This window comes from Dietzia massiliensis (genome assembly GCF_018390595.1).
GTDB classification, from domain to species: domain Bacteria; phylum Actinomycetota; class Actinomycetes; order Mycobacteriales; family Mycobacteriaceae; genus Dietzia; species Dietzia massiliensis.
In genome coordinates this window covers 17,427-35,050 of the sequence record NZ_JAHBAV010000039.1, presented here as the reverse complement: position 1 = coordinate 35,050, position 17,624 = coordinate 17,427, and the positions used below count along the sequence as shown (strand labels likewise).

The 17,624-nt window shown below is 74.2% G+C and carries 17 protein-coding genes; 11 read left to right on the top strand and 6 right to left on the bottom strand.

What is annotated here, in order from left to right; genetic code table 11:
* The first annotated feature begins 191 nt into the window (after nt 1-191).
* The 3 genes from KHA85_RS11465 to KHA85_RS11455 are packed head-to-tail and all read left to right on the top strand — an operon-like array spanning nt 192 to nt 2,832.
* Nucleotides 192-692 carry a TlpA family protein disulfide reductase gene (locus KHA85_RS11465; RefSeq protein WP_308936935.1) on the top strand — a complete coding sequence of 167 codons (501 nt, stop codon included), beginning with the start codon at nt 192-194 and terminating at the stop codon, nt 690-692.
* Complete coding sequence (locus KHA85_RS11460) at nt 689-1,639, top strand: NUDIX hydrolase (protein ID WP_308936934.1); 951 nt, start codon at nt 689-691, stop codon at nt 1,637-1,639. Before KHA85_RS11465 ends, KHA85_RS11460 begins: the two co-directional genes overlap by 4 nt.
* On the top strand, nt 1,636-2,832 hold the full coding sequence (locus KHA85_RS11455; protein WP_213185880.1) for a MarP family serine protease: 1,197 nt from the start codon (nt 1,636-1,638) through the stop codon (nt 2,830-2,832). The genes KHA85_RS11460 and KHA85_RS11455 overlap by 4 nt, the downstream gene beginning before the upstream one ends.
* Nucleotides 2,833-3,034: 202 nt before the next feature.
* Here KHA85_RS11455 and KHA85_RS11450 read toward each other — a convergent pair whose 3' ends face one another.
* The 4 genes from KHA85_RS11450 to KHA85_RS11435 all read right to left on the bottom strand — a co-directional run bounded on the left by KHA85_RS11450 (nt 3,035) and on the right by KHA85_RS11435 (nt 7,498).
* Entirely contained in the window at nt 3,035-3,904 is an 870-nt protein-coding gene (locus KHA85_RS11450) for an alpha/beta hydrolase (protein ID WP_213185879.1), read from the bottom strand.
* 95 nt (nt 3,905-3,999) lie between these two features.
* Nucleotides 4,000-4,518, bottom strand: coding sequence for a phage holin family protein (locus KHA85_RS11445; protein WP_063972218.1), 519 nt, complete (start codon nt 4,516-4,518; stop codon nt 4,000-4,002).
* An 81-nt stretch (nt 4,519-4,599) separates the two neighbouring features.
* Nucleotides 4,600-6,567 (bottom strand): acetate--CoA ligase, encoded by a 1,968-nt coding sequence (gene acs, locus KHA85_RS11440; RefSeq protein ID WP_213185878.1) that lies wholly within the window; start codon nt 6,565-6,567, stop codon nt 4,600-4,602.
* Between the two features lie 154 nt (nt 6,568-6,721).
* Entirely contained in the window at nt 6,722-7,498 is a 777-nt protein-coding gene (locus KHA85_RS11435; protein WP_213185877.1) for a PRC-barrel domain-containing protein, read from the bottom strand.
* A gap of 146 nt (nt 7,499-7,644) precedes the next feature.
* On the opposite strand from KHA85_RS11435, the gene KHA85_RS11430 reads away from it, so the two are divergent.
* Complete coding sequence (locus KHA85_RS11430) at nt 7,645-8,403, top strand: Fic family protein (protein WP_213185876.1); 759 nt, start codon at nt 7,645-7,647, stop codon at nt 8,401-8,403.
* Nucleotides 8,404-8,842: 439 nt separating this feature from the next.
* Here the strand turns inward: KHA85_RS11430 and KHA85_RS11425 are convergent, their stop codons facing one another.
* Nucleotides 8,843-9,676, bottom strand: a complete 834-nt coding sequence (locus KHA85_RS11425) for an HAD family hydrolase (protein WP_213185875.1) — start codon at nt 9,674-9,676, stop codon at nt 8,843-8,845.
* Between the two features lie 436 nt (nt 9,677-10,112).
* Between KHA85_RS11425 and KHA85_RS11420 the strand changes: the two genes are divergently transcribed.
* From KHA85_RS11420 to KHA85_RS11390, 7 genes are all read left to right on the top strand, one after another.
* Entirely contained in the window at nt 10,113-11,177 is a 1,065-nt protein-coding gene (locus KHA85_RS11420; RefSeq protein WP_213185874.1) for a CpaE-like family protein, read from the top strand.
* Nucleotides 11,167-12,345: a TadA family conjugal transfer-associated ATPase gene (locus tag KHA85_RS11415; RefSeq protein ID WP_213185873.1), complete on the top strand. Its 1,179-nt coding sequence runs from the start codon at nt 11,167-11,169 to the stop codon at nt 12,343-12,345. The genes KHA85_RS11420 and KHA85_RS11415 overlap by 11 nt, the downstream gene beginning before the upstream one ends.
* Entirely contained in the window at nt 12,342-13,304 is a 963-nt protein-coding gene (locus KHA85_RS11410) for a type II secretion system F family protein (RefSeq protein WP_213185872.1), read from the top strand. The genes KHA85_RS11415 and KHA85_RS11410 overlap by 4 nt, the downstream gene beginning before the upstream one ends.
* Nucleotides 13,301-13,993 (top strand): type II secretion system F family protein, encoded by a 693-nt coding sequence (locus KHA85_RS11405; RefSeq protein WP_213185871.1) that lies wholly within the window; start codon nt 13,301-13,303, stop codon nt 13,991-13,993. Before KHA85_RS11410 ends, KHA85_RS11405 begins: the two co-directional genes overlap by 4 nt.
* 195 nt (nt 13,994-14,188) lie before the next feature.
* Complete coding sequence (locus KHA85_RS11400) at nt 14,189-14,347, top strand: DUF4244 domain-containing protein (RefSeq protein WP_082904216.1); 159 nt, start codon at nt 14,189-14,191, stop codon at nt 14,345-14,347.
* Nucleotides 14,348-14,349: 2 nt separating this feature from the next.
* On the top strand, nt 14,350-14,706 hold the full coding sequence (locus KHA85_RS11395; RefSeq protein ID WP_236885555.1) for a TadE family type IV pilus minor pilin: 357 nt from the start codon (nt 14,350-14,352) through the stop codon (nt 14,704-14,706).
* A gap of 14 nt (nt 14,707-14,720) precedes the next feature.
* Nucleotides 14,721-15,128: an Rv3654c family TadE-like protein gene (locus KHA85_RS11390; protein WP_308936933.1), complete on the top strand. Its 408-nt coding sequence runs from the start codon at nt 14,721-14,723 to the stop codon at nt 15,126-15,128.
* Between the two features lie 70 nt (nt 15,129-15,198).
* On the opposite strand, the gene KHA85_RS11385 is transcribed toward KHA85_RS11390, so the two are convergent.
* Nucleotides 15,199-17,532: a DEAD/DEAH box helicase gene (locus KHA85_RS11385; protein WP_213185870.1), complete on the bottom strand. Its 2,334-nt coding sequence runs from the start codon at nt 17,530-17,532 to the stop codon at nt 15,199-15,201.
* Nucleotides 17,533-17,624 lie beyond the last annotated feature (92 nt).

The following is a 17,624-nucleotide window of genomic DNA, read 5'->3' as shown; positions in this document are numbered from 1 at the left end:
CCGGCGCCTGTGGTCGCTGCCCCGGGCGGGGCCCGCTCGGCGAGGGAGAGGCGGGGGGGGCCCTCGGCGGGGGCCCCCCCGCGCCCCCCCCCCTCCCCCCCCCCCCCCCCCCCGCGGGGGCGGGGGCGCCCGCGGGGCCCCCCGGGGCGCCGCCGATCGGAGGCCCGCCCGCGGACGAGCCACACACGGTCGTGGACGCCGGGACCCGCGCCACAGCCGACCTGCCGGCCTGCCGCGACAGCGCCGCGCCCGCCACCACGACCGGTCCCGTCGCCGGCCTCATGGTGCGGTGCATGGACGACGGCTCCACCACCACGCTCGGCAAGATCCAGGCCGGCAAGCCCATGGTCGTGAACATGTGGGCCTACTGGTGCGAGCCGTGCCGACGCGAGCTGCCCGCGATCCAGGACGCGGCCGCCACGCTCGGTGACGACGTCCGGGTGGTCATCTCGCACACCGATCCGTCCGAGACCAAGGGCTTCGACACCCTCGGCGCGCTCGGTATCGACGAACTCGTGTCGGTCTCCGATCACGACGAGGAGCTCCCCACCGTGCTCGGCGCGCCGCCCGTCCTGCCGCTCACCCTCTTCGTACGGGCCGACGGGACGGTCGCCCACGTGCTGGTGCAGCCCATGGACAGCGAACAGGACGTGCTGGACGCCGTCGCCGAGCACCTGGGGGTGACCGCGTGAGCGAGACCGCGAACGACCCGGCGAGCCGTCACGTGCCCCGGCCCGGCGACATCACCGGCGTCCCGCACCCCGGCTGGATGGACCCGCTGATGGCGGCGTGCACCGACGGCAGTTTCGACGGGCTGCTGCCCCAGCGCAAGCCGCCCGCCCACCGCGGGCCCAACGAGGTCGGCCGACCGCACCGCGACGCCGCCGTGCTGGTGCTGCTCTCGGGCTCCCCCGACGCGCCCGGCCCGCAGCCGCCCGAGGACGCGCGGGTCCTGCTCACCCATCGCGCGCCGACCCTCCGCAACCACTCGGGGCAGATCTCCTTCCCCGGCGGTGGGGTCGACGACACCGACAGCGGGCCCGTCGAGGCCGCCCTGCGCGAGGCGTGGGAGGAGACCGGCCTGGACCCGGCCGGTGTCGACGTCCTGGCCGTGCTGCCCGAGCTGTACATCCCCGTGTCCAACTATTCGGTCGCGCCCGTTCTGGGGTACTGGCGTGAGCCGATGGAGGTCGGCGTGGTAGACCCGGGCGAGACCGCGCGCGTGATGACCGTCCCGGTCAACGAGCTGCTCGATCCCGCCAACCGCTTCCTGCTCCGGCACACCACCGGGTGGACCGGCCCCGCGTTCCAGCACGACGACCTGGTGGTGTGGGGCTTCACCGCCGGGATCCTCGCCGCGATGTTTTACTCCGCCGGCTGGGACCTGGAGTGGGACACCGACGACATCCGCGATCTCGAGAAAACCCTGGCCGCCTCCGGCAACGGCGAGCAGCATCGCATGTCGGCCGAGGAGGCGCGCCGCGAGTCCGCGGACCCGCTGGCCGACCGCACCGTCGCCGGAGTGCCGGGGGTGAAGTCCGGGCACGCGGCCGGGGCCGACGAGGGTGTCGAGACGGCGCCCGACGGCGAAGAGCCCCTCGACCTCCCCGCCGACAACCCCCGCAGGGGACTTCGGTGACGGGCTCACAGTGGCTCGACCTCGCCCTGTTCGCCCTGGCCGCCGCCGCCGCGATCTCCGGTTGGATCAACGGTGCCGCCGCTTCCGGGTTCGCCCTGCTCGGCGTGGGCATCGGTGCGACCTCCGGACTCCTCGTGGCGCCGCATCTGGTCCGCGAGGTCGACTCGGCGCTGGGTCGCCTGGTGGCGGGGTTGGCGATCATCGCGGTGATGGTGATCATCGGGCAGGTCGCCGGTGTGACCATCGGCCGCGCCGCCAGACGCTACATCTCCGGAACCGGCGCCCGACTCCTCGACAGCACGTTGGGCGCGGTGTTCCAATCCGCCGCGATGCTCTTGGTGGCGTGGCTGGTGGCCGTGCCCATCGCCGCCCAGGAGGGCCCGGGGCCCGGTAAGGCGGTGCGGGGGTCGTCGGTGCTGGCGAAGATCGACGACGTCGCCCCCGAGCAGCTGCAGCGGATCCCGGCCGCGTTCACCCAGGTCCTCGGCACGACCGGGCTCCCGGACATCCTCGGCCCGTTCGGCACGACCCCGCTGCAGGAGGTGCCGCCGCCGGATCCCGTGCTCGCGGGTTCGGAGGTCGTCGCCCGGGTGAAGCCGTCGGTGCTGAAGATCCGTGGCCGGGCCGAGTCGTGCAGCCGCGCGCTGGAGGGGTCCGGCTTCGTTGCCGCGCCGGGGCTCGTCATGACCAACGCGCACGTCGTGGCCGGCACCGGTTCGGTGAGCGTGGTCTCGGGCGACGACGAGCTCGACGCCGAGGTCGTGGTCTACGACTCCTCGGTGGACGTGGCGGTCCTGCGCGTGCCCGGGCTGGACGCGCCGGTCCTGCCGTTCTCCGAGAGCCGCGCCCGCACCGGAGACAACGCGATCGTCGTGGGCTACCCCGGCAACGGGCCGTACCGCCCGGACGCGGCGCGGATCCGCGAGCGCGTGACCCTGCGCGGCCCGGACATCTACCGTGAGCAGACCGTCGAGCGCGAGGTCTACATCCTGCGCGGCAGTGTCCGCGAGGGCAATTCGGGCGGCCCGCTGATCACGCCCGAGGGTCAGGTCGTGGGAGTGGTGTTCGGTGCCGCGATGGACGCTGCCGACACCGGGTACGCGCTGACCGTCGAGCAGGTCCTGCCGCAGCTGCAGGCGGCGGTCGACGCGCCGGGCGCGGTGCCGACGGGTCCCTGCGTCGGGGTCCGCTGACGCACCCGCGCCATCCCTGCACCCGCGCCATTCCCGCACCGCGATCTGGACGTAATCAGCGAGCTTTTGGACGTAGCCACGTTGCTCCGGAGGCCGTTTTACCACGATGGTTACGACCAAATCCGATATGACGGTGATCTTTGAGCTCCTCGGCCGCGGCCGAGCCGGAGCCTCGCGGGGGCGGAGCGCTCCTCGGTCGGACTCAGGACGGCGTGGCGCGGCGGGCGAAGTCGACGATCAGGCGGGACGTCTCCGCCGGGGCCTCCATCACCGGGTAGTGGCCGGCGCCGGGGACGAGCTCGCTGCTGAAGGCCCGCGCCCACGCGGACGACGAGCGGACGGTCTCCGGCAGGATGAAGCGGTCCTCGGCGCCACTGATCCCGAGCACGGGCTGCGAGAGCACGCCCGAGACGGCCCGGCGGAAGTCGCGGCCGTCGGGGCGGAACTGACTGCGCACCATCCAGCGACGGCTCTCCAGCGACAGGTGCGCGACCTTCGGGATGAGCATCGCCCGGCGGAGCAGTTCCGCGGTCTCCCGGAAGTCGTCCGTCTCCGGCCACGCGGGTCCGGAGCGGCGGCGGAGCATCTCCTCGACGTCTGCGGCCCCGTCGCGGGTGAGGCGCCGTTCGGGCAGTCGGGGCGCCTGGTCCGCGACCAGGCGGGGCACGAGCGCGCGACGTTGGTGGCGGTCACGGAGGGCGGCGCGGCGGGTGGCGAGTGGGTGCGGGGATCCGACGACGACGAGGCCCCGCACCGCGCGCGGCCGGCGGTATGCGGCGGTCCACGCATAGAAGCCGCCCTCGCCCTGCCCGACGATGACGGCCGACGAATGGCCGAGCGCCCGCACGAGATTCGTGATGTCAGACGCCAGGGTCCAGGCGTCGTAGCCGCGCGGCGGTTTGTCGGAGTCGCCGTGACCGCGCAGGTCGACGGCGACGGCGTGGAAGCCCGCCTCCGCCAGCGCGAGCATGGGAGCGCGCATCGTCCACCAGATCCCGCTCAGACCGTGGACGAGCAGGACCAGCGGCGGCAACTCCCCGGCGACGGCGTCGGCGGGGAGCGCCTCGGCCACGTGCAGGCGGATGCCGTTGGCCGAGACGTCACGATGCCGCCACGACCCGTCGATCCTGACGATCGACGGGTCGGGCGGCCTGTGAGCGGGCGTTTTCAGTTGCGCACGGGGGGTTCGGGCGTGCTGGTGATCCGCACCGTGTGGGGACGCTGCGGCTCGGTGCCCTTGGGCATGGCCAGCTTGAGATCCGATACCGAGTCGATGGTGCGCTGCGGCTTGCGGATCTTCTTGACCTTGCGGTACCCGAGCAGTCCGCACACCGCGGCCAGGAGGACGAGCACCACGAACACGATGAGGAAGCCCATCCAGTCCCAGCTCTGCGTGCCGAACCACAGCGAGATGAGCTTCGCCCACATGAACACGAACGGGAAGAAGGACATCAGGAGGAGCACGAGAGCGGCCACGAAGAACCCGGACCCGGTGGCGGCCTTCTTCACCTGCTCGGTGATCTCGGTCTTCGCCAACTCGATCTCCGCCCGCATCAGCGTGGAGACGTGGGTCGAGGCGTTCTTGACTAGGGTGCCGATACTGGCGTCGCCCCGGCCGATCGAGTCCGCGTCGTGCAGGGGGATCGAGGCCTCGGTCGGCTTGTGCGTTCCCTGGGCGTGGCTCACGGTTGTTCCTCCATTGTCCGGCGACGGCTGCACCGTCGTCCATCGTGCCACGTCACGTGGCGGCCTTCACCCGCTACCCGGTCAACCGCGCGTGCCCTTCTCGCGGATCTGGTCCATGATCGTCGGATCCGCCAGGGTCGAGGTGTCGCCGCCCTCGCGGCCCTCGGCCATGTCCTTGAGCAGTCGACGCATGATCTTGCCGGAGCGGGTCTTGGGCAGCTCGGGCACGATCGTGATGTCGCGGGGCTTGGCGATCGGGGAGATCTCGCGCGACACCTCGGCGCGCAGTTCGTCGATGAGCTTCTGGTGATCCTCCTCGGCGCCCACGTTGCCGCGCAGGATGACGTACGCCACGATCGCCTGACCGGTGGTCTCGTCGTCCGCGCCGACCACGGCCGCCTCGGCGACCGCCTGGTGACCGACGAGCGCCGACTCGACCTCGGAGGTCGAGATGCGGTGGCCGGAGATGTTCATGACGTCGTCGACGCGGCCGAGCACCCACAGGGCGCCGTCCGAGTCCCACTTCGCGCCGTCACCGGCGAAGTAGTACCCCTCCTCGGCGAAGCGCGACCAGTAGGTGTCGCGGTAGCGCTCCATGTCGCCCCAGATGCCGCGGAGCATCGCGGGCCACGGCTCGGTGAGAACGAGGAAGCCCTGCTCGTCCGCGGGGACCTCCTTGGCGTCCCCGTCGACGATCGCCGCCGAGATCCCGGGAAGGGGTCGCATCGCCGACCCCGGCTTGGTCTCGGTGATGCCCGGCAGCGGCGAGATCATGATCGCGCCGGTCTCGGTCTGCCACCACGTGTCGACGATGGGGGCCTTCCCGCCGCCGATGTTCTCGCGGTACCAGCGCCACGCCTCCGGGTTGATCGGCTCGCCGACCGAACCGAGGAGGCGGATCGACGACAGGTCGTGGGCTGCCGGGATCTCCTTGCCCCACTTCATGAACGTGCGGATCAGGGTCGGCGCCGCGTAGTAGATCGTGACGCCGTACTTCTCGATGATCTGGAAGTGGCGGTGCTCGTCGGGGGAGTTGGGTGTGCCCTCGTAGACGATGCACTCGGCGCCGTTGGCCAGCGGGGCGTACACACCGTAGGTGTGGCCGGTGACCCAGCCGACGTCCGCCGTGCACCAGTAGACGTCCTCGCCGGGCTTGTGGTCGAAGACGTTGTGGTGCGTGTACGCGGCCTGCGTGAGGTACCCGCCGGAGGTGTGGACGATGCCCTTGGGCTTGCCGGTCGTGCCCGAGGTGTAGAGCAGGAACAGGGGGTGCTCGGAGTCGAAGGCCTCCGGGGTGTGCTCGGTGGACTGCTCGGGGATCACCTCGTCCCACCACACGTCGCGTCCCTCGGTCCACTCGACGTCGAGGCCGGTGCGGCGCACGACGAGCACGTTCTCCACTGACTCGGCGGGGCCGTCCACGCCCTCGAGGTTCCCGGCCAGGGCGTCGTCGACGCCGGCCTTGAGCGGGGTGGGCTTGCCGCGGCGGAACTGGCCGTCGGCGGTGATGACGAGCTTGGCCTGGGCGTCGTCGACTCGCGAGCGCAGGGCCGCGGGCGAGAAGCCGGCGAAGACGACGGAGTGGGTCAGGCCCAGCCGCGCGCACGCGAGCATCGCGATGTAGACCTCGGGCAGCAGCGGCATGTAGATCGCCACCCGGTCGCCGGCCACCAGGCCGAGCGAGCTGAGGTAGTTGGCGGTCCGGCTGACCTCGTCCTTGAGTTCGGCGTACGTGATGTCGCGGGCGTCGTCGGTGGGCTCGCCGATCCAGTGGATGGCGACGCGGTCACCGTTGCCCGCCTCGACGTGTCGGTCGACGCAGTTGTAGGCGACGTTGAGCTTGCCGCCGACGAACCACTTGGCGACAGGGGCGTCGGACCAGTCCAGCACCTCGGACCACTCGGTGTCCCAGTCGAGACGACGAGCCTGCTCCTCCCAGAACGCCAGACGGTCGTTCGCGGCACTGTCGTACAGGTCTGCCTGCGCGTTGGCCTGGGCGGCGAAGTCGGGATCGGGCGCGAAAGACGGGGTGTGCTCGGGAGCGGTCATCAGCGGCTCTCTCTCGGGGATGAGGTTTCACGGACGGCCGGGCTCGCCACGGCGGACGTGACCGGACCGATGCCTGTGAGCGTAGTCACATGCACCCCGTCGTGTCGGGCAACCCACCCGCGGGGGTATGACGGGGGAATCCCGCCTACGGCCATTAGCCGCGACGCGGTTCCGGGCCCTTGGCGCCGGTCTCATCGTCTCGGTCCGCGGCCGGGGTCGCGGGGCCCGGGCCGGAGGCCTTCGCGGGCGCGGGGGAGTCGGCGGTCTCATCGCCGTCGGTCGACCTCGTCGTCGTCGACCCCTTACCGTCCCGGCGCGCCGACGCCGGGTCCGCCGCGGCGTCCTCGGCCGCTCCCGGCGTCGCGGTGTTCTTGTCCGCGCTCGGCGTCGCGGTGGCGTTGGCAGCGTCTCCGTCCTTCCGCGCGTCCTTCGCTGCGCCCGCGCCCGCGCCGGCGGTCTTGGCGGCGGCCTCCGCACCCCCGCCGGTGCCCGTGGTCTCCTTCGTGGCGCCCGTCGACGCGGTCTTCCGGTCGCCCTTCGCAGGCTTTCCGGCCGCACCCGTCGCCGCACCCGCCGCCGGACCGGTCGACTGCGCGGCCGTGCCGCGGAGGCGGGTGGGCGTCTCGATGCCGTAGTACTCGAGCAGCTTGGCCTCCTGCTCGGGGGTGAGGGCGTCCTCGGTGTTGTCGGGGCGCGGGGAGTCGCGGATGACGGCGCGGGTGTGGTCGACGTGGAGTTCGTCGTCGAGGAGCCGCGCCCCGTGGAGGGGGACGATCGCGTCGGCGGAGAAGATGCCGGTCGAGACGGCCGCGAATGTGATCTTGCCGCTGGCGTCGTCCACGTAGACCTGGCGCACCGCGCCGATCTTGGCCCCCGTCGAGTCGAAGGCGGTCGCGTCGAGCAGTGCGTCGAGCTGGTCCTTGAGGTTCACGCGGATCTCCGGGGTGTCGAGGGTGGGCGGGCGGTGCCGGCGCGGGCCCCGACCGGGTGGAGGTGATTACACCAGCTCCACACCGGTTGAGGCAGCTGAAAATTGCCTGTGTCGGCCGATTGTGACCCGATGGGTAACCTCGACCCGTGACCTCCGCAGCTCCCGACCCGCTCGCCCCGCTGACCGCCCTGCCGGGCGTGGCCGAGGCCGCGGACACCGCCCGCGACGCCCTCGCCGCGGTGCACCGGCACCCCGCCAACCGCCGCGGATGGCCCACCACCGCCGCCGAATCGGTCCTGCGCGGGGCCCGCGCCTCCGCCGGCGTCGAGGGCGCGTCCGTCCGTCTGGACAGCGACGGCGAGCCCGACGAGATCCTGTCCGGCGCCCTGCGGGTCGCCGGTGAACTCACCGGCGAGTCCCTCGATCGTGCCGTCGCCGTGTGGACCCGCTCGCCGCTGCAGGAACTCGCCCACCTGCATCTCCTCGCCGCGGCCCGGCCCGACGTCGACCCGCAGACACTGGGCCGCCCCCGCGCCGGGGAAGGCGTGGCCGAGCGGCTCCAGGGCCTGGCCGGGCTCGTCACCGGCGGCACGCGCGTGCCGGCACCGGTGCTCGCCGCGGTCGTGCTGGGCGAACTCTCCGGGCTGGGGCCGTTCGGTTCGGCCGACGGGATCGTCGCCCGCGCCGCGTTCCGGCTGGTCGCGGTGTCCACGGGCCTGGACCCGCACTGCCTGGGCGTGCCGGAGGTGACCTTCTACCGCGATCCGGTGGCGTATCGTGCCGCGGTCGCTGACTACATGGCGGGCACCGAGGAGGGCGTCGCCGCCTGGGTCCTTTACTGCTGTAAGGCGTTGGAGGCGGGGGCGCGCGAGGCCACCTCGATCGCCGATGCCGCCGGGGGCTGACGCGCCGGGGCCTGATGCGCCGGTCCTGACGCGCGAATGGCGGGTCGGCCGAAGCCGACCCGCCAACTCACTGCGGTTCATCGAGAGATCCGGGTACCAAGCGTCCTGTGGTCCGCCGTGTCGCCGGCCCGGGACAACCGTCGGTGACGGCTGGCGCGGACCCACGGCTGGTATTGCCTCTCGGGCGTCATCCGTCGCGTGGGTTTCCGAACGTCGATGACGGTAGATCGGGCGGGGGGCCGTGACTTCTCTTCCGTCGCGGTCCTGGCGTCCTCACCACCGTGCCTTGAGCATGCCGTCGAGCACCCTGCCGGGGCGATGGTGGGAACCCCCAAAGAACCCGCCGACTCCTGAGACGATCCGACCATCGCGTTCGGCTCGGGCCGCGGCCCACGATGGATGTTTGGGCGTCGGCGGAGCTGACACGCCGGAGCGGGAACTACCGCGCCGCCCGCCTCGCACCACGCGCGAACGCGGCGGCCGCCGCGCTCATCGCCACGACGATGGCCCCGACACCCACGATCGGCCCCGTCGCCCTCTCGAGCGTCGGCAGCAGCGGGGTGGGGTTGGAGAACGTCAGGATCGGCCAGCCCCGCTCGAGCGCTTCGCGGCGCAGCGCGCGGTCGGGATTGATCACCGTCGGATGGCCCACCAGCTCGAGCATCGGCAGGTCGGTCGAGGAGTCGGAGTAGGCGTAGCTCGCGTCGAGGTCGTAACCGTACCGGTCGGCGAACCCGCGGATGGCCTCCGCCTTGCCGGGGCCCTGGCAGTAGAACTCGATCTCCCCGCCGTACCGGCCGTTCTCGTCGCGGTTCATGCGGGTGCCGGCGTAGTGGTCCACGCCGAGCATGCGGGCGATCGGCGCGACCAGTTCCTCGCCCGACGCGGACACGATCACCAGGTCGTGGCCCAGCGCGCGGTGTTCGGCGAGCAGTTCCTGCGCCTCGGCGTACACGGTGGGCGAGACTTTCTCGGTGAGCGCCTCGGTGACGATCCGCTCGACCTGCTCGGGCGCCCAGCCCCTGGTGGCGGTCGCCATGGCCTGGCGTACCTTCTGCATCTGCTCGTCGTCGGCGTCGGAGAGGCTGAACGCCAGCTGCGTGTAGGCCAGGTCGATGACCGACCGGCGGGAGAGCAGGCCCTCGTCGAGAAACGACTTGTTGAACGCGAACACCGACGAGGTAGCGATGATCGTCTTGTCGAGGTCGAAGAACGCGGCCACGCGGCGCGGCCGGTGCGAGATCCTGGGGCCCGGTGGGCGGGGGGCGGACACGACACCCAGGATACGGTCCTTGTGTTGCCCACGCAGATGGGTGATACTGGATGTGCCCTTAACGGGGCATCCCCCTATAGGTGCTCAGTTCATCCCCCCGAGAACTGAGGCTTTGAGAAACCGCGGCACCCCCTGCCGCGGTTTCTCGCATTTGTGGGTATCCGAAGGCGCCGCGGGCATTCGCAGCCGCTCCCCGGGATGGCGTCTCGCACCCGCCGCGGGCTGCGCGAGACGCCATGTTCGCGTGCGGCTGCGATTGGGAAGGCTGGGCGGCTGCGGCTGAGCGGGCCCGAAGCCCGCGTGGACACCACGGGTGAGTGCGCCACGAGCGCCACGCCCCGCGCGTTCTCCACAGCCCCGTCCCCCTCCACAGGCCGACCGCCGTCCCGCGTCGCCGCGGGGTCGACGGTCGCCGGCATGGGCGAGGGTGGGCGCCGTGGACACGACTACGAGAGCGCTGACCGTCGCGGTGGAGATCACCGATCCCGACCTGGACGCCGACGTGCGCGCGGTGCTGGCCGCCCTGGCGATGGAACCGGGGACGGGGCCCGCCGACGTCCTGGTGACCGACCGCGCCGCCGAGCGCGTGGACCGCGACGGCGACCGTGCCAGCGGTGCCGATCCAGACGCAGCCGCCGCGGGGAGGGTGGGAACCGGCGGGTCACGGGTCGTGCGGGTCGGCTCGGACCGCGATCCGGGTGACGACGACGAGGTGATCCGCCTGCCGTCCGGAACCGGCGATCTCGTAGGAGTGTTACTCGCGCCGGTGCCGACACGGACGGGAGCGGTGGTGGTCGTCGGTGGCGCGGTGGGCGGATGCGGGGCCAGCACGCTCGCGGCAGCGATGGCGGTCCGGGCCGCGCCGTCTCACCGGACCCTTCTGGTGGAGACGGACCCGCACGGCACCGGCGTCGACCTGCTGCTGGGGACGGAGGACCACTCCGGCCTGCGTGTCGAGGACGTCCGCGCCGACCTGGGCGGGCCCGACCCCGACGCCCTGTGGGGCGCGGCACCCGAGGTGCTGCCGGGACTGCGGGTCCTCGCCAGATCCAGAACCGGCCCGGCGGACGCCGACCACGCCTGCGCCCCCGATGGCGGACCGGGCGCCGCGCGGGCCCACCGGGCGGGCGGCGGACTCGCGGTGAGCGATTCCGGCGGCTCCGAGGACTGCGGGCCGGTGCGCGACGAGGCTGACCTCGTCGTCGTCGTCACCAGGGCCGACCTCCAGGGCGCGGTCGCGGCCCGACGGGCGGTGCGGCGGTCACCCGGCGCGGCGTTGGTGATCCGGACCGGGCGCGGTGACCCCCTGCATGCGGCCGACGTCGCCGGATCGGTGGGGGCTCAGCGGTGGCACGTGCTGCCCGAGATCGGTGCCGTGCGGCGTGCAGCCGGCGCCGGCGAGCTGGCCGATGCGCTGCGTCGCGGTCGCGCGGGCGGGATGCGGCGGCTGGGCGCACTCGCCGACACCCTGCTCGGGGAGGTGGGCGCCGGTGAGCGCTGAGAACCCCGGCGCCCCGCCCGCCGACCTGGTCGACCGCGTCCGCGCGCGCCTCGCCGGCCTGGGCGTGGATCCCGAACCCGACGAGGTGGTCCGCGCGGTGCGCGCCGAGTCCGGCGTCCTCCACGGACACCTCGACCTACTGCGCACCGCCCGGCTCGTCCGCGAACACCTCGCCGGTGCCGGGCCGCTCGAGGCGCTGCTTGCCAGTCCCGGCGTGACCGACGTGGTGGTCGACGGACCGGGCCCCGCGCTGGTCGATCGCGGTCGGGGGCTCGAGGAGACCGACGTCGTGGTGCCGACCGAGGCCGAGCTGCGCGCGCTCGCGGTGCGACTGGCCGGGCGGGCGGGCCAGCGGCTCGACGACGCGCGCCCCTGGGCCGACGGCGTGGTGCGCTCCCGCGACGGTATGGCGTGGCGGCTGCACGCGGTCCTTCCTCCGGTCGCCGTGGACGGGACGTGCCTGTCGCTACGGGTGTCGAGGCCCGCGCAGTCGACGTTCGACCGGCTCGTGGCCGCGGGCACCGTCCCCGACGACGCCGAGCCGCTGCTCCGCGCGCTCGTCGCGGCCCGGGTCGGCTACCTCGTCGTGGGCGGCACCGGTTCCGGCAAGACCACACTGCTCGCCGCGCTGCTGGGGCTGGTCCCGGACTCGGAGCGGCTGCTGTGTGTGGAGGACTCGCCCGAGCTGCGACCCGCGCACCCGCACGTCGTCCGGCTCGTGGTGCGACACGGCAACGTCGAGGGCGCCGGCGAGGTGACGATGGCCGACCTCGTCCGGCAGGCGCTGCGCATGCGGCCCGACCGCATCGCCGTGGGCGAGGTCCGCGGCGGCGAGGTCGCCGACCTGCTCGCCGCCCTCAACACCGGCCACGACGGGAGCGCGGGCACGGTCCACGCCAACTCGCCGACCGAGCTGCCCGCGCGACTGGAGGCGCTCGGTGCCCTCGGCGGTCTGGATCGCGCCGCGCTGTCCGCCCAGGTTGCCGCGTCGCTGCGAGTCGTGGTGGGCATGCGCCGCCTGCCCGACGGGATGCGCGGCGTCGACTCGATCGGGGTGGTGCGCCGCGAGGCACAGGGGATCGTGGTGGACCCGGCCTGGCGGGCCGACGGGGGAGACGCGCCCGGTCGTGCGGCCCTCGATGCGATACTCGCGGAGCGCGTCCGATGACGGCCGCGCTGGTGTTGGTGGCCGTCGCGCTCCTGGTGTGGCCGGGCGGGCGCGCGGCTGACCGGCTGGCGGCGCTCGAGGCCGGTGGATTCGACCGGGCCGCGGGCGACGGTGCCGCGGGCCGGGCGACCGGTTCCGCGGGTGCCGGTGCCGCGGCTGGCGGAGCCGCGACCGGCGCCGCCCAGCGCATCGGCGCGCTGGGCAGCCTCGTCCTGCAGGTTCCGGCGAGCCTCTCGTGGCCGGTCGCTGCGGGGCTGGTCGGCCTGGTCGGCGCCGGACCACTGCACGCCTGCGCGGCCGCGGTGCTCGGCGGTGTCGCCGCCGACCTCCACGGCCGCGCCACCGAACGCCGCGGCCGCCTCACGCGGTTGGGCGCGTGGGAGCGCGCGCTGGACGACGCCGCCTCCGCCCTCCGGGCGGGCGCCGGGCCGGGGGCCGCCCTCGGCCGGGCCGCTGACGCGGCCGCCGCCCACGACCGGCAGGTCGGGGACATCCTCGCCGCCGCCGGATCGCACGCCCGCCTGGGCGGCGACGTCACCGCGGCGCTGCTACCCGCCGCGACCGTGGTGACCGGCCCGGCTGCCGCGGCCCCCGCCGACGGTTCGAAGCGTGACCTCGGGGGCGACCGCGTCCCCGGCGAGCTCGCCGGGGCCTGGCTGCTCGCGACCCGGCACGGGGTCGAGCTCGCCGACGTCGTGGACGGTCTCCGCGCCGACGTGGCCTCCCGCCGCGAGCGCGCCGTCCGAACGCGCGCCACGCTCGCCGGACCCCGAGCCACCGCCGTCATCCTCACCGCCCTGCCCGGCCTGGGCGTGCTGCTCGGCGCGGGTTTCGGAGCCGACCCCCTGGGCGTCCTGCTGAGCGGGACACTCGGCGGCGCCCTGTGCCTGGCGGGGGCGGTCCTCCTCGCGGCCGGTCTGTTGTGGACCGACCGGATCGCGGGCGGGGCCGCCAGGTGAGCCCGGCAGTTCTCCTGCTCGCCGCCGCGGTGTGCATCGCGCCGTGGCGCCCCCGGGCCGCCGAGAGACTCGACGCGGTCCTCCCCGACACCGCTGGGCCTGCTCGGCAGCACGGGGCGACGGGGCTCCCGCACAGCGTGGCGACGTCCGCGGCCGCGGCGTTGACGGGCCGCATCGCGGGTCCAGTGGTGCGCCTCGTGGTCCCGCTCACCCGGCGCCGCCACGCCTCAGCCGACACCGAGGTGCTCGCCCACCTGCTGGACCTGCTCGCGGTCGCCCTGCTCGCGGGCCTGCCCACGCCGGACGCACTGTCCGCGGTCGCCGACGCCGTCGAGCACTCCGACCCCGACGCCGCGGAACCCCTGCGCGCGGCGGCCGCCCGCATGCGGCTGGGCGCGACGTCGGCCGAGGCCTGGCGGGACGTCCCGGGCGCCGCCCGGCTGGCCCCCGTCGCTCCTGTGCTGATCCGCGCGGGCGACGGCGGCGGGTCGGTTCGCTCCGCGCTGGAGCACGCCGCCGCACGGATGCGCTCCGAGGCCGACGCCGCCGCGACCGCCCGCGCCGAGCGCGCCTCCGTCCTCGTGGCCGGGCCCCTCGGCCTGTGCTTCCTGCCCGCGTTCGTCTGCCTTGGCGTGCTCCCCGTCGTGGTGGGTCTGGCCGACGGGATGCTGCCGGGGGTCATGCCGTGAGCAGCGCCGCCGGCCACTCGGATTCCGGGGCGGAGACGCCGCCCCGGTCAGTGAAGAAGGAGAAACCGCATGTCCACTCACCACACCCATCAGACCGCCACCCTCGCCACCCGGACTCTCGCCACCCGGACTCTCGCCGCCCCGACGGCGGCGGTGGCGCGCGCCCGATCCGCCCTGCATCGCCGCTTCCACGCGATGACCAGCGCGGACGCGGGGATGTCCACCGTCGAATACGCCGTGGGGACCATCGCCGCGGCGGCGTTCGGGGCCGTGCTGTACACGGTCGTCAGCGGCGACTCGATCCCGGACGCGCTCGGCGGCATCATCGAGCAGGCTCTCAACACCTCGGTGTAACGGTGCCGCGACGGCTCCGCGCGGCGGCGGCCCGCGACGACGGCTCGGTGACCGTCGAGGCCGCCCTCGGGATCGCCTCCCTCGTGGTGGTGGTCGCGCTCGCCGCCGCCGGTGCCGGCGCCGCGTTGACGCAGATCAGGGTGGTCGACGCCGCCCGCGAGGCGGCGCGGGTGGCCGCGATGTCCGGGGTGGAGGAGGGCACGGCGGCCGGCCGGGTCGCCGCGCCCGGTGCCGACGTCTCGGTCGTCGGCGGCGGGGGAGCCGTCACGGCCGAGGTCGTGGCGCCGGCGCGGGGCCTGCCCGGCGTGGAGCTACGCGGTCGGGCCGTGGCGCGTGCCGAGCCGGGCGCCGCGCCGTGACGGGCCGTGGCGCCGTGACGGGGCGTCGTGCGGTGGCCTGGCACCGCGCCGCCGTAGCCGTGCGCACCGGGTGGCGCCGGGTGGGTGACGACGACGAGGGGGCCATGACCGTGGCGACCGCCTTCGCCGTGGCGGCCGTCCTGGCGCTGGCCGTGGCCGTTCTGTTGGTGGGACGGGCGGCAGTGGCCACGCATGCCGCCCGATCCGCCGCGGACCTGGCCGCGCTGGCCGGCGCGCACGCGCTCCGCGAAGGCCTGGCCCCGTGCACGGCGGCGTCCGGGATCGCCGCCGCGAACGGCGCGGACTTGCCGGTGTGCACGGTCGACGGCCACGACGTGGTGGCCCGGGCCGAGGTGCACGTGGATCTCGGCGTTCTCGGCTCGCGAGCGGCGTCGGCGGTCGCGCGGGCGGGGCCGGTGTGAGGCCCCGGGCCGAGGTGAGACCGGGGCCGACGTGAGTGCGGGCCGCGGTGGGCAGGTCGACCGGCGGCGGCTACCCGACGACCCCGGCGAGCTGCCCCACCACCTCGGTGAGCAGCGCGACCGCACCCGGCTTGGAGAGCGGGTCGTTCCCATTGCCGCACTTGGGGGACTGGATGCAGGAGGGGCATCCGGATTCGCACTCGCAGGCGCGGATCGCGTCGAGGGTCGCCCGCAGCCACGAGGTCGCGCGCCGGAAGCCCCGCTCGGCGAAGCCCGCCCCGCCGGCGTAACCGTCGTAGACGAACACCGTCGGCAGGCCGGTGTCGGGGTGCAGGGCGGTGGAGACCCCGCCGATGTCCCAGCGGTCGCACGTGGCGACCAGGGGCAGCAGCCCGATCGCGGCGTGCTCGGCCGCGTGCAGTGCCCCCGGCCAGTCCGCCTCCTCGAGCCCGGCCACGCGCAGGAGTTGCGGGGTGAGCGTGTAGACCACCGCCCGCGTGGCCAGGGTCGTCTCGGGCAGGTCCAGTGGGGGCACGTCGAGGATCTCCCCGCCGCGCAGGCGCCGCTGATAGCCGGTGACGCGGGTGGTGACCTCCACGTCCGCCAGCGACAGGGTCACCGGCCCGGCCGGCACCGTCTCCAACGTCTCGATGAGGTCGATCGACACCTGCTCGCGCGCGGAGGTCGTCCACTCCGGCACCTCGGGGTGGCACAGCGCCAGCCCCTCGTCGAGGTCGAGTTCGTCGACGATGAACGACTCGCCCTGGTGCAGGTACAGCGCGCCGGGGTGGACCTGCGAGCGGGCGCGGACGGAATCGATCGTGCCGAGCATGCGGCCGTCCACCGCGTCGACGATCACGACCTCCGCGCCGCCCGTGCCGCGGATGTCGACCTCGGCGTGCGGGGTGTGGTCGTCGGCGGCCGGGTACCAGCCCGCTGGTCGGCGCCGCACGAGCCCGCGCGCGGCGAGGTCCTCGAGCACCTCGGTGGCGCCCCACGCCCGCGCCTCCTCGTGGGACATCGGCCGCTCGCTCACCGCGCACCGCAGCTGCCCGGCCAGCAGGACGGGGTTGCGGGGGTCGGTGACGGTGGCCTCGACGGGCCGTCCCAGCAGGGCCTCGGGGTGGTGGACGAGATAGGTGTCCAGAGGGTCGTCGCGCGCGACCAGCATGACCAGCGCGCCCTGGCCGCGGCGCCCGGCGCGGCCGGCCTGCTGCCAGAACGAGGCGATCGTGCCGGGGAATCCCGCGCTCACCACGGCGTCCAGACCGGAGATGTCCACGCCCAGCTCGAGCGCGGAGGTCGAGGCCACGCCCACCAACTCGCCCTCGGCGAGGCCGCGTTCGAGTTCGCGGCGATCGTCGGCGAGGTAGCCCGCGCGGTAGGCGGCGATGCGGCCGGCGAGTTCGAGTCCGCGCGCCCCGTATTCCGAGGCCAGGCGCTCGCGGGCGCGCAGCGCGGTGGACTCGGCACCGGCGCGGGACCGGACGAACGTCAGCGTGCGCGCGCCCTCTGCCACCAGGGAGGCCATGAGCGCCGACGCCTCGACGGGCGCGGGTCGGCGGACGGGCGCGCCGTGCTCGCCGGCCACCCCCTCCATCAGCGGCGGTTCCCACAGCGCGACGGTGCGGCCGCCCTGGGGCGAGGCGTCGTCGGTGACCTCCACGCACTCGCGGCCGACCAGCGTGGTGGCGGCGGCCCCGGCGTCGGAGGTGGTGGCGGACGCCAGGACGAAGGTCGGCGCCGCGCCCAGGGCGCGGGCCAACCTGTCGAGCCGTCGCAGGACCAGGGCGACGTTGGAGCCGAACACACCGCGGTAGGAGTGACATTCGTCGACGACGACAAAGCGGAGCCCCCGCAGGATCCGTGTCCATTGGCGGGCCCTGCCGAGCATCGACAGGTGGAGCATGTCCGGATTGGTGACGATCCACCGGGAGTTCTCCCGGATGAAGGGTCGGGCGTCGGACGGGGTGTCTCCGTCGTAGGAGGCGGGTGCGACGTGAGAGAGCCCGGGCACGGAGTCCACCAGCGAGATCACCGACGAGAGCTGGTCCTGCCCGAGGGCCTTGGTCGGGGCCAGGTAGAGCACGCAGGCGTTGGGGTCCTCGGCGAGTGCGCTCAGCGCGGGCAGCTGGTAGCCGAGCGACTTCCCGGACGCGGTTCCCGTCGCCACCACGACGTGTCGACCGTCGTGCGCGTGTTCGGCGGTGGCGACCTGGTGGGCCCAGGGCCGGTCGACGCCCCGGGCGCGCAGTTCGTCGACCAGGCCCGGGTGGGCCCAGGTGGGCCAGTCGGCGTACCGCGCCTCGCGGGCGGGCAGGTCGGCGGCGTGGGTCAGTGGCGACGGACCGGCCGGGAGCTGGTCCAGCAGGTGGCCCAGGAGTTCGCGTCCGTAAGTCGTCACCCTTCGACCGTAGAGGGCTCCGCCCCGCCGGTCGATTCGCGACCGGCGGAGGACCGACGTCCCCAAGATCTGTACTCCTCCCGCTGTTGTCG